Annotated in this window: 6 protein-coding genes and 3 rRNA genes; all 9 read right to left on the minus strand. The window is 65.2% G+C overall.

The genetic code is table 11. The features are described from left to right. Positions 1 to 44: 44 nt before the first annotated feature. The 9 genes from rrf to argF all read right to left on the minus strand — a co-directional run bounded on the left by rrf (position 45) and on the right by argF (position 12184). A 5S ribosomal RNA gene (rrf, locus tag ASE15_RS04835) occupies positions 45 to 161 on the minus strand. A gap of 91 nt (positions 162 to 252) precedes the next feature. Next, positions 253 to 3360: ribosomal RNA gene (locus ASE15_RS04840) — 23S ribosomal RNA — on the minus strand. A gap of 394 nt (positions 3361 to 3754) precedes the next feature. Further along, positions 3755 to 5275 (minus strand): 16S ribosomal RNA (locus tag ASE15_RS04845). Together the 16S, 23S and 5S rRNA genes form the textbook arrangement of a ribosomal RNA operon. A 788-nt stretch (positions 5276 to 6063) precedes the next feature. Beyond that, positions 6064 to 7323 carry a tyrosine--tRNA ligase gene (gene tyrS, locus ASE15_RS04855; protein WP_056761954.1) on the minus strand — a complete coding sequence of 420 codons (1260 nt, stop codon included), beginning with the start codon at positions 7321 to 7323 and terminating at the stop codon, positions 6064 to 6066. A 189-nt stretch (positions 7324 to 7512) separates the two neighbouring features. After that, positions 7513 to 8211 carry a DNA-3-methyladenine glycosylase gene (locus tag ASE15_RS04860; RefSeq protein ID WP_369800560.1) on the minus strand — a complete coding sequence of 233 codons (699 nt, stop codon included), beginning with the start codon at positions 8209 to 8211 and terminating at the stop codon, positions 7513 to 7515. A 100-nt stretch (positions 8212 to 8311) separates the two neighbouring features. Then, entirely contained in the window at positions 8312 to 8947 is a 636-nt protein-coding gene (locus tag ASE15_RS04865; protein ID WP_369800561.1) for a uridine kinase, read from the minus strand. A 13-nt stretch (positions 8948 to 8960) separates the two neighbouring features. After that, positions 8961 to 10433, minus strand: a complete 1473-nt coding sequence (argH, locus tag ASE15_RS04870; RefSeq protein ID WP_082608737.1) for an argininosuccinate lyase — start codon at positions 10431 to 10433, stop codon at positions 8961 to 8963. A 264-nt stretch (positions 10434 to 10697) separates the two neighbouring features. Next, complete coding sequence (locus ASE15_RS04875; protein WP_056648930.1) at positions 10698 to 11237, minus strand: arginine repressor; 540 nt, start codon at positions 11235 to 11237, stop codon at positions 10698 to 10700. Beyond that, positions 11234 to 12184 carry an ornithine carbamoyltransferase gene (argF, locus tag ASE15_RS04880; RefSeq protein WP_056648928.1) on the minus strand — a complete coding sequence of 317 codons (951 nt, stop codon included), beginning with the start codon at positions 12182 to 12184 and terminating at the stop codon, positions 11234 to 11236. Before argF ends, ASE15_RS04875 begins: the two co-directional genes overlap by 4 nt.

The raw sequence follows: 12184 nt of genomic DNA on the forward strand, positions 1-12184 counted from the left end.
GCCAAAGGCCCACCCCGTGTGGGGTGGGCCTTTGGTGAATGGTTGTCCGGCGGCGACCTACTCTCCCACCCCGTCTCCAGGGCAGTACCATCGGCGCAGAGAGGCTTAGCTTCCGGGTTCGGAATGGGACCGGGCGTTTCCCTCTCGCTATGACCGCCGTAACTCTATGGAGATGTTCGGGACCCCCGGTTRCGTGGGGGTGTGCCCGTATCTCGGGAACCGCACAGTGGACGCGTAGCAAAAAGTTTGAGTGTTATCAAGTTGTCGGCTTATTAGTACCGGTCAGCTTCGGCAGTCTTTAGTCCTGCCTTCCACATCCGGCCTATCTACCCAGTGGTCTAGCTGGGAGCCTCTCCCCCTTGCGGGGATGGAAACCTCATCTTGAAGCAGGCTTCCCGCTTAGATGCTTTCAGCGGTTATCCCTTCCGAACGTAGCTAACCAGCCGTGCTCCTGGCGGAACAACTGGCACACCAGAGGTTCGTCCGTCCCGGTCCTCTCGTACTAGGGACAGCCCTTCTCAAGTTTCCTGCGCGCGCAGCGGATAGGGACCGAACTGTCTCACGACGTTCTAAACCCAGCTCGCGTACCGCTTTAATGGGCGAACAGCCCAACCCTTGGGACCTACTCCAGCCCCAGGATGCGACGAGCCGACATCGAGGTGCCAAACCATGCCGTCGATATGGACTCTTGGGCAAGATCAGCCTGTTATCCCCGGGGTACCTTTTATCCGTTGAGCGACGGCGCTTCCACAAGCCACCGCCGGATCACTAGTTCCGACTTTCGTCCCTGCTCGACCTGTCAGTCTCACAGTCAAGCTCCCTTGTGCACTTGCACTCGACACCTGATTGCCAACCAGGCTGAGGGAACCTTTGAGCGCCTCCGTTACATTTTAGGAGGCAACCGCCCCAGTTAAACTACCCACCAGGCACTGTCCCTGATCCGGATTACGGACCGAGGTTAGATATCCAGAGCGACCAGAGTGGTATTTCAACGTTGACTCCACACACACTGGCGTGCATGCTTCACAGTCTCCCACCTATCCTACACAAGCCGCACCGAACACCAATACCAAGCTATAGTAAAGGTCCCGGGGTCTTTCCGTCCTGCTGCGCGTAACGAGCATCTTTACTCGTAGTGCAATTTCGCCGAGTTCGCGGTTGAGACAGCGGAGAAGTCGTTACGCCATTCGTGCAGGTCGGAACTTACCCGACAAGGAATTTCGCTACCTTAGGATGGTTATAGTTACCACCGCCGTTTACTGGGGCTTAAATTCTGAGCTTCGCTCCGAAGAGCTGACCCGTCCTCTTAACCTTCCAGCACCGGGCAGGCGTCAGTCCGTATACATCGTCTTGCGACTTCGCACGGACCTGTGTTTTTAGTAAACAGTCGCTTCTCCCTGGTCTCTGCGGCCGTCAACGCTCGGGAAGCAAGTTCCGTCACGCATCGGGCCCCCCTTCTCCCGAAGTTACGGGGGCATTTTGCCGAGTTCCTTAACCACGATTCTCTCGATCGCCTTAGTATTCTCTACCTGACCACCTGAGTCGGTTTAGGGTACGGGCGGCTAGAACCTCGCGCCGAGGCTTTTCTTGACAGCATAGGATCACCCAATTCGCGCATACGCGCTATCTATCAGTTCTCAGGCTATGTGAACAGCGGATTTGCCTACTGTTCGCCCTACAACCTTGGACACGGTCAACCATCGCCGTGCTGGGCTACCTTCCTGCGTCACCCCTGTTAATACGCTTACCTAGTACCGGTTCGGGTCGCGCGCCGCTCTCGCGATGTCTCCCGAAGGAGACGGTGCGAGTTAAGGGCGCTTAGCATCACCGGGTTCGGTATGGGCGGTTCTTCGCCGGTAGGAGAATATCAACTCCTTGTCCATCGACTACGCCTGTCGGCCTCGCCTTAGGTCCCGACTTACCCAGGGCGGATTAGCCTGGCCCTGGAACCCTTGGTCATTCGGCGGACGGGTTTCTCACCCGTCTTTCGCTACTCATGCCTGCATTCTCACTCGTGTAGGCTCCACCGCTGGGTTACCCCGCGACTTCACTGCCCACACGACGCTCCCCTACCCATCCACACGCCTGGACCACGAAGGCCTAGCGTTTGTGTGAATGCCACAGCTTCGGCGGTGTACTTGAGCCCCGCTACATTGTCGGCGCGGAATCACTTGACCAGTGAGCTATTACGCACTCTTTCAAGGGTGGCTGCTTCTAAGCCAACCTCCTGGTTGTCTGTGCAACTCCACATCCTTTCCCACTTAGCACACGCTTAGGGGCCTTAGCTGGTGGTCTGGGCTGTTTCCCTCTCGACTATGGAGCTTATCCCCCACAGTCTCACTCCCGCGCTCTCACTTACCGGCATTCGGAGTTTGGCTGACGTCAGTAACCTTGTAGGGCCCATCGGCCATCCAGTAGCTCTACCTCCGGCAAGAAACACGCGAGGCTGCACCTAAATGCATTTCGGGGAGAACCAGCTATCACGAAGTTTGATTGGCCTTTCACCCCTAACCACAGGTCATCCCCCAGGTTTTCAACCCTGGTGGGTTCGGTCCTCCACGTAGTCTTACCCACGCTTCAACCTGCCCATGGCTAGATCACTTCGCTTCGGGTCTAGACCCAGCGACTCATTCGCCCTATTCAGACTCGCTTTCGCTACGGCTTCCCCACACGGGTTAACCTTGCCACTGAGCACTAACTCGCAGGCTCATTCTTCAAAAGGCACGCTGTCACCCCTGCTAGGGAGGCTCCAACGGATTGTAGGCACACGGTTTCAGGTACTATTTCACTCCCCTCCCGGGGTACTTTTCACCTTTCCCTCACGGTACTGGTCCGCTATCGGTCACTAGGTAGTATTTAGGCTTAGCAAGTGGTCTTGCCGGATTCACACGGGATTTCTCGGGCCCCGTGCTACTTGGGATCCCCTTCGGGAGGCCACGTCATTTCGTCTACGGGGGTCGCACCCTCTGTGCCGGGCCTTTCAATGCCCTTCGACTATAACGCGACTTTCTGACTCCCTGACCGGGTACCAGCCCGGTCTGAAAGGTCCCACAACCCCGCCCATGCAACGCCTGGTAGCTATCACACATGAACGGTTTGGCCTGTTCCGCTTTCGCTCGCCACTACTCACGGAATATCTCTTCCTGTCGGTACTGAGATGTTTCACTTCCCGACGTTCCCTCCACACACCCTATATATTCAGGTGCGGGTCRCTGGACATGACTCCAGCGGGGTTTCCCCATTCGGAGATCCTCGGATCACGGTTCGTTTGCCAACTCCCCGAGGCTTATCGCAGGCTACAACGTCCTTCATCGGCTCCTAGTGCCAAGGCATCCACCCTGTGCCCTTAAAAACTTGACAACAAAAAATTGCAGAGAACAAAGATAAATCTTTGATCTTACAAAGATGCTCGCGTCCACTGTGCAGTTCTCAAGCTACGGACGATCCCACCCGCTCCCACGGCCTACCAACACAAGGTTGGCGGTTCACCCAGGAGACGCGATGGCCCGTTCAGAGCGACCCCACCCATGCGGGCGGTTCCCTSAGGACCCAACAGTGTGCTTGGCAAACCCCATCCCCCGTACCCGYGATGTTCCACCACCCACGCAAAGTGGACAGGTACTGACACGAACCGTCTTGGACGAAGCTCTTCGTTAATGTTCCACCCTTGAGCAACCATCCACCCACACGTTCGGTGAGCGCCATGGCCTCTGCACAACCAACCCGAGGGCCGGCTGTGAGTGATGCTCCTTAGAAAGGAGGTGATCCAGCCGCACCTTCCGGTACGGCTACCTTGTTACGACTTAGTCCCAATCGCCAGTCCCACCTTCGACAGCTCCCTCCACAAGGGTTGGGCCACCGGCTTCGGGTGTTACCGACTTTCGTGACTTGACGGGCGGTGTGTACAAGGCCCGGGAACGTATTCACCGCAGCGTTGCTGATCTGCGATTACTAGCGACTCCGACTTCATGGGGTCGAGTTGCAGACCCCAATCCGAACTGAGACCGGCTTTTTGGGATTCGCTCCACCTCGCGGTATCGCAGCCCTTTGTACCGGCCATTGTAGCATGCGTGAAGCCCAAGACATAAGGGGCATGATGATTTGACGTCATCCCCACCTTCCTCCGAGTTGACCCCGGCAGTCTCTTATGAGTCCCCACCATAACGTGCTGGCAACATAAGACGAGGGTTGCGCTCGTTGCGGGACTTAACCCAACATCTCACGACACGAGCTGACGACAACCATGCACCACCTGTACACCGACCTTGCGGGGCAACCATCTCTGGAAGTTTCCGGTGTATGTCAAGCCTTGGTAAGGTTCTTCGCGTTGCATCGAATTAATCCGCATGCTCCGCCGCTTGTGCGGGCCCCCGTCAATTCCTTTGAGTTTTAGCCTTGCGGCCGTACTCCCCAGGCGGGGCACTTAATGCGTTTGCTGCGGCACGGAACTCGTGGAATGAGCCCCACACCTAGTGCCCAACGTTTACGGCATGGACTACCAGGGTATCTAATCCTGTTCGCTCCCCATGCTTTCGCTCCTCAGCGTCAGTTGCGGCCCAGTGACCTGCCTTCGCCATCGGTGTTCCTCCTGATATCTGCGCATTCCACCGCTACACCAGGAATTCCAGTCACCCCTACCGCACTCTAGTCTGCCCGTACCCGATGCAAGCTCAAGGTTGAGCCTTGAGTTTTCACACCAGACGCGACAAACCGCCTACGAGCTCTTTACGCCCAATAATTCCGGACAACGCTTGCGCCCTACGTATTACCGCGGCTGCTGGCACGTAGTTAGCCGGCGCTTCTTCTGCAGGTACCGTCACTTGCGCTTCTTCCCTGCTGAAAGAGGTTTACAACCCGAAGGCCTTCATCCCTCACGCGGCGTCGCTGCATCAGGCTTGCGCCCATTGTGCAATATTCCCCACTGCTGCCTCCCGTAGGAGTCTGGGCCGTGTCTCAGTCCCAGTGTGGCCGGTCGCCCTCTCAGGCCGGCTACCCGTCGTCGCCTTGGTAGGCCATTACCCCACCAACAAGCTGATAGGCCGCGAGTCCATCCCAGACCGATAAATCTTTCCAGACACTCCCCATGCAGGGGCATCTCATATCCAGTATTAGACCTCGTTTCCAAGGCTTATCCCAGAGTCTGGGGCAGGTTACTCACGTGTTACTCACCCGTTCGCCACTGATCCGACCAGCAAGCTGGTCATCACCGTTCGACTTGCATGTGTTAAGCACGCCGCCAGCGTTCGTCCTGAGCCAGGATCAAACTCTCCGTAAATGTTTGCTATCAACCCCCGAAGAGGCTAACAACCATACGAAGCGGACCCGAAGGTCCATAATCATGGCTACAAACCGAAAACATGACGTTTTCAATTCATACCAAATAAGAAGTCTCAACACGAACACACAACACACACCGAAGGTGCACACCATGCGCCCATGCAGGACAATTGGCATTAACTATCAAGCACACTGTTGAGTTCTCAAGCAACCGACACGCACCGACTCCAACCCGTTTCCAGGCCTTCACTCGGGGCAACTTCTTCGAAAACATGACGTTTTCAATTCATACCAAATAAGAAGTCTCAACACGAACACACAACACACACCGAAGGTGCACACCATGCGCCCATGCAGGACAATTGGCATTAACTATCAAGCACACTGTTGAGTTCTCAAGCAACCGACACGCACCGACTCCAACCCGTTTCCAGGCCTTCACTCGGGGCAACTTCTCTACCTTACCAGACCGCTGAGCTGGTGTCTACCGCTGAAGCGGAGACGCTCTCTGCCGATCTGCCTCACGAGACGCCAGATCCAGGACCTGAACTTCTCGGAGGAGCCAACCTGCGGGACCAGCCACTTCGCGGCGGCTCCGAAGAGCTTCGCAGTGGTGTCTGTTTCTCCCTGTCGGGCTGACATCCAGAACATTACGTGGAGGTTGCCGGGAAGGTCAAACCGTGCCGTCGTGACGCCGGTCACCGCAGTCCCGCCGGCGAGCTGGACGCGCCCGCGGAAGCCCGCGGGACCCGGTCGACAGCTCACCGGGCCCCGCGCGTCCAGGGACTACTCGGCAGCCGCGACCGCCAGCGTCCGCTTGCCGCGACGCAGGACGGCGAACCGCCCGTGGAGCAGGTCGTCCGCGCCGAGGACCGCGTCCTCCTCGGTCACCTTGACGTTGTTGACGTACGCCCCACCCTCGGCGATCGCCCGACGTGCTGCTCCCTTCGAGGTCACCAGGCCCGACCCCACCAGAAGGTCGACGACCGTGTCGCCGGCAGCCGCCTTCGTGCGCGGCAGCTCGGCCACGGCCGCCGCGAGCGTGCCCGCGTCGAGCGCGCCCAGGTCACCCCGGCCGAACAGCGCCTGGCTCGCGGCGATGACGGCCTCGGTCGCGGCTGCGCCGTGGACGAGCGTGGTGACGTCGGCCGCGAGCGCCTTCTGCGCCTCGCGCGCCGCAGGGCGCTCGGCGACCGCACGCTCTAGCTCGGCGATCTCCTCCGCGCTGCGGAAGGTGAAGATCTTGAGCCAGCCCACCACGTCGGCGTCGTCCGCGTTGACCCAGTACTGGTAGAACGCGTACGGGCTCATCATGTCGGGGTCGAGCCACACGGCCCCGCCCTCGGTCTTGCCGAACTTGGTCCCGTCGGCCTTGGTGATGAGCGGGGTCGTCAGGACGTGCACCGACGCGCCCTCGGCCTTGCGGATCAGCTCGACGCCCGAGAGCAGGTTGCCCCACTGGTCGTTGCCGCCCGTCTGGAGCGTGACGCCCTCCCGCCGGAAGAGCTCGAGGTAGTCGTTGCCCTGCAGGATCTGGTAGCTGAACTCGGTGAAGCTGATGCCCTCGTCCGACTTCAGTCTGCGCGCCACGGTGTCCTTGGCGAGCATGGTGCCCAGACGGTAGTGCTTGCCGATCTCCCGCAGGAAGTCGATCGCCGTGAGCTGGCCGGTCCAGTCGAGGTTGTTCGCGATGCGGGCCGGGTTGTCGCCCTCGAAGTCGAGGAAGCGCGAGACCTGCGACTTGAGTCGCTCGGTCCACTCGGCGACCGTGTCCTTGGTGTTGAGGATCCGCTCCCCCGACTGACGCGGGTCACCGATCATCCCCGTGGCGCCGCCGACGAGCGCGATCGCCCGGTGCCCCGCGAGCTGCAGGTGGCGCAGCAGGATGAGCTGGACCAGGTGGCCGTGGTGCAGGCTCGGCGCGGTCGGGTCGAAGCCGCAGTAATACGTGACGGGTCCCTCGGCCAGCGCAGCACGCAGCGCGGCCTCGTCGGTGGACTGCGCCACCAGGCCTCGCCATTGCAACTCGTCGAGAACGTCGTTCACTGCATCTCCTTCGTCGTGCCCGCGCGCGGTGCGGCGCAGGGCGTGGGTGGGGCGCGCCGTCGTCCCGCGCGCCCGAGGTCCTAGTCTGCCGTGTCCTGCCCCCGAGCACCGACTTCCCCTGAGGCGTGGACGCCCGCGCGTCGCGGCCCCCGACGACGTCCGGGGCCGGAACCAGCCGACCCGCGCGCCTCAGCGCGTCCGGCGGTACGCGGGGCGGTAGGCCGAGACCGTCGGGTCCCCGGTGAGCCACAGCCGCCACGGGTAGACGCTCGCGTCTCCCCCGTCGCCGCTCACGCCCACGCGTGGTCCGGTCGCGATCGCGGGCCGCAGCGTGCGCGTGTGGCGGTGCACGACGACGTCGCCCGCCTCGTCCGTCACGTCCAGCCCGTAGTGGTCGAGGTCGAGACCGAGCGCCACCGCGAGCCGGGCGGGCCCGCGCGCGATCTGACGGTCAGAGTCGCACACCCCGACCGCGAGACGACGTGCCCGGGCCAGCTCGGCGCCGTCGGTCACCTCGCCCGCCCGCAGCAGGACCGCAGACGCCTGCCCGAGCGGCCCGCACACCACGTTGACGCAGTGGTGCAGCCCCAGGTGGCGGTAGACGTAGAGGTGACCGGGCTCGCCGTACATGGCACGGTTGCGCTCCGAGCGGCCACGGAACGCGTGCGAGCCCGGGTCCCGCTCGCCGTCGTAGGCCTCGACCTCGGTGAGACGGACCGTGACGACCCCCTCGGGCGTGCGGTGCGTGATCGACGACCCCAGCAGGTCGCGCGCGACCTCGAGGCTCGACCGCGCGAACCAGCCCCGGGCCGGCACGTCCAGGGCGGGCTCGCCGGGGTCGGGCACGAGACGGAGGTCTGCGGTGGCGGATCGGAGGGATTCGGGCACGGGAGGCCTCCCTGGCTCGGCGCGGGTCTCCCCCGCAATCTACGCCCCGCATGTTTCGTCGGTGCGTCCCACGAGACGCCCGAGCGCCACGGCAGCGGAGTCAGGCGTCCGCGACGCCGTCCGCCGGGACGGCCGGTCGCGGGGCCGGCTCGCCGAACCCGTCGAGCACGACGTCGGCCCGCTCGGCCGTCCCCTCGGCGGCGTACACCGCACGCTCGGTGACCATCCAGTCGATCCACGCGTCGTACGCGTCCTCGCCGTCGCGGGCGAGACCCCGCCCGAGCCGGACCTCGTCGTCGGCCTCGACCCAGACGAGCAGGGTCGTCAGGTCGGCGATCCCGCGGGCCCCCGCACCGCAGCCCTCGACGACGAGGAACGGGGCCACGGGGACGTCGTGCCACTCCGCGAAGTCGCCGAGCGTCCAGTCGTAGCGCTGGTAGCGCCCCGCCCTGCCCTCGGACAACGGGTCGAGCACCTGCTCGACGAGCCGCCCGACGCCCGCGGTCATCCCGGTCCAGCCCTCGTACAAGTCGTCCATGTGGACCACCTGCGCGGACAGCGCCTCGCCCAGCTGTGCCGCGAGCGTCGTCTTGCCCGAGCCCGCGGGCCCGTCGACGACGACCAGCCGGCACCCCGGCCCGGCGGGGACGCCCGGACCGGCCGGACGTCCCGCGCCGAGGCGGGCTGCGCCGTCGTGCACGCGGGAGACGAGGTCCGCGAGGACCTCCGCGCTCACGCTCACGGCGATCTCAGCCCTGGACCCAGAAGCGGTACTCCGCCGAGCGGACCTTCGCCTCCTCGAGCTGCTCCGCGACGCGCGCAGGGGCCGTGCCGCCCACCGCGTCGCGCGACGCGAGGGAACCCTCGACCGTCAGCACGTCGCGCACCCCCGGCGTGAGGTGCTCCGAGATCTCGGCGAGGTCCGCGTCCGTGAGGTCCCACAGCTCGATGCCGCGCTCCTCGCACACGCGCACGCACGCTCCCGCGACCTCGTGCGCCACGCGGAACGGCACGCCCTCGCGGACGAGCCACTCGGCGATGTCCGTGGCGAGCGAGAAGCCCTGCGGCGCGAGCGAGGCCATGCGCTCGGTGTCGAACGTCAGGGTGCGGACCATGCCCGCGTACGCGGGCAGCAGGACCTTGAGCGTGTCGACCTGGTCGAACACCGGCTCCTTGTCCTCCTGCAGGTCGCGGTTGTACGCGAGCGGCAGGCCCTTGAGCGTCGCCAGGAGGCCCGTCAGGTCGCCGATCAGGCGCCCCGCCTTGCCGCGCGCGAGCTCCGCGATGTCCGGGTTCTTCTTCTGCGGCATGATGCTCGAGCCCGTCGAGTAGGCGTCGTCCAGGCGGACGAAGCCGAACTCCTTGGTGTTCCAGATGATGATCTCCTCGGCGAAGCGCGAGAGGTCCACGCCCAGCATCGCCGAGACGAACGCGAACTCCGCGACCACGTCGCGCGAGGCCGTGCCGTCGATCGAGTTCTCGACCGGACCGTCGAAGCCCAGGTCCGCCGCGACGGCCGCCGGGTCCAGACCGAGCGACGAGCCCGCGAGCGCGCCCGAGCCGTACGGCGAACGCCCCGCACGCACGTCCCAGTCGATGAAGCGGTCGACGTCGCGCAGCAGCGGCCACGCGTGCGCGAGCAGGTGGTGCGCGAGCAGCACGGGCTGCGCGTGCTGCAGGTGCGTGCGCCCCGGCATGGGTGCGCCCGGGTGCGCCTCGGCCTGCTCGATCAGGGCGTCGACGACGTCGAGCACCAGGATGCCGATCGCGCGGGCCTCCTCGCGCAGGTACGAGCGCACGAGCGTCGCGATCTGGTCGTTGCGCGAGCGTCCCGCACGCAGCTTGCCGCCCAGCTCGGCCCCTGCGCGCTCGATGAGCCCGCGCTCGAGCGCCGTGTGCACGTCCTCGTCGGCCAGGACTGGCAGGAAGGCCCCCGACTCGACGTCTGCTGAGAGCACGTCGAGCGCCTCGAGCATCGCCGTGAGCTCGTCCTCGTCGAGCAGGCCGGCAGCGGCCAGGACCTTGGCGTGCGCCCGGGATCCGGCGATGTCGTGCTGCGCGAGCCGCCAGTCGAAGTGCGTCGACTGCGACAGCGCCGCCAGGGCCTCGGCGGGGCCACCGGCGAAGCGGCCACCCCACAGGCTGACCGGGGCGGCAGGTGCGGCGGCCGCCGGCTGCTCGTCCCCGGGCGCAGGGGTGTTGTCGTTCAGGTCGTCGCTCATGGTTCAGGCTCCCGGTACCGAGGTCGATGCCGCTCCCGGACGTCTCGTCGCGGGCGGCCGAGGCCCCGGCCGTCGGCCGAGGACCTCGAGGGTTCTCCCCGCCGGCGACCGGGCGAGCGGGTCGCCCTCGTCGTCGGCGGGGTCGTTCTTGTCTGTCTGTCGTGCGTGTGCGGCCGTGGGGACGCGGGGTGCGGCAGGCGGCCCCGCGCGCGTCACGGCCTCTGGTGTCCTGTCACAGTCTGTCAGCCCGCAGGCCGTCGTCCGTCAGGAGGCGGACGGCCCGACCGGGTTGCTCAGCGCCAGGAAGCGCGCGGCCATCTCCTCGCCGCCGTCGACGTCGCGCGAGATCACCAGGACCGTGTCGTCGCCCGCGATCGTGCCGAGCACCCCGACGAACACCGAGTGGTCGATCGCCGAGGCCAGGTACTGCGCCGCCCCCGGCGGGGTCCGCAGCACCACGAGGTTGCCCGAGGACTCGGCCGAGACCAGGAGCTCGCCGCACAGACGCGCGAGCCGGGCGGCGACGTACTCGGCGTCGTTCGCGACCTGGACCGAGCGGTCCCCGCCCTCGCCCGGCACCGCGTAGACGAGCGAGCCGGACGCGCTGCGGACCTTCTCCGCGCGCAGCTCGATCAGGTCGCGCGAGAGCGTCGCCTGCGTGACGCTCACGCCGTCCTCCGCGAGCGCCTTGGCGAGCTCTGCCTGCGAGTGGATCTCGTGCCGCGCGACGAGCTGGGCGATGCGCGCGTGGCGTGCCGCCTTGGTGGTCGGCACGCTGCCCGGCCCCAGGCCCCCGGTCGTCACGATCGCTCCAGCAACCAGGTCAGCAGCGCCTTCTGGGCGTGCAGACGGTTCTCGGCCTCGTCCCAGACGGCCGACTGCGGGCCGTCGATGACCTCGGCCGTGATCTCCTTGCCCCGGTACGCGGGCAGGCAGTGGAGCACGAGCGCGTCGTCCGCCGCCACGGCCATGACCGCGGCGTTGACCTGGTAGGGCACGAACGGCAGCTCGCGCTCGGCGGCGCTCGCCTCGTCACCCATCGAGACCCAGGTGTCGGTCGCGACGACATCGGCCCCTCGCGCGGCCTCGAGCGCGTCCGAGGTGACCAGGACCGAGCCGCCCGTCTCGCGGGCGATGCGCTCGGCGTCGGCGACGATCGCCGGGTCCGGCAGGTACTGCGCCGGTGCGCCGATGCGCACGTGCATGCCCGCGGTCGCCCCGCCCAGGAGGTAGGAGTGGGCCATGTTGTTGGCCCCGTCGCCCAGGTACGCGAGCGACGTGCCCGCCAGGGCGCCGACGCCGCCGCGCAGCTGGGCGACCGTCAGCAGGTCCGCGAGGATCTGGCACGGGTGGAACTCGTCGGTCAGCGCGTTGACGACCGGGACGCTCGCGACCCGGGCCATCTCCTCGATGCGCTCCTGGCCGAACGTCCGCCACACGATCGCGGACGTCTGGCGGTCCAGGACCCGGGCGGTGTCCGCGATGGGCTCGCCGCGACCGAGCTGGCTCGTCGCGCCGTCGATCGTCAGCGGGTACCCACCGAGCTCGGCGACCCCCGCCGAGAACGACACGCGCGTCCGCGTCGAGGGCTTGTCGAAGATGAGCGCCACGGCCTGGGGGCCGCGCAGGGGCGTGCGGATGAAGCGGTCCTCACGGAAGCCGAGGCCGAGCTCGAGGACCTCGCGCTGCTCGGCGGGGCTGAGGTCGTCGTCGCGCAGGAAGTGTCGGACGGGGGCGGTCGAGGCAGTCAC

It is taken from the genome of Oerskovia sp. Root22, assembly GCF_001429135.1.
In the GTDB taxonomy this organism is placed as follows: domain Bacteria; phylum Actinomycetota; class Actinomycetes; order Actinomycetales; family Cellulomonadaceae; genus Oerskovia; species Oerskovia enterophila.

Coding starts and splice junctions, on each gene's coding strand:
- argH (WP_082608737.1), bottom strand. CDS start 10,433: ATGAGCGACGACCTGAACGACAACACCCCTGCGCCCGGGGACGAGCAG.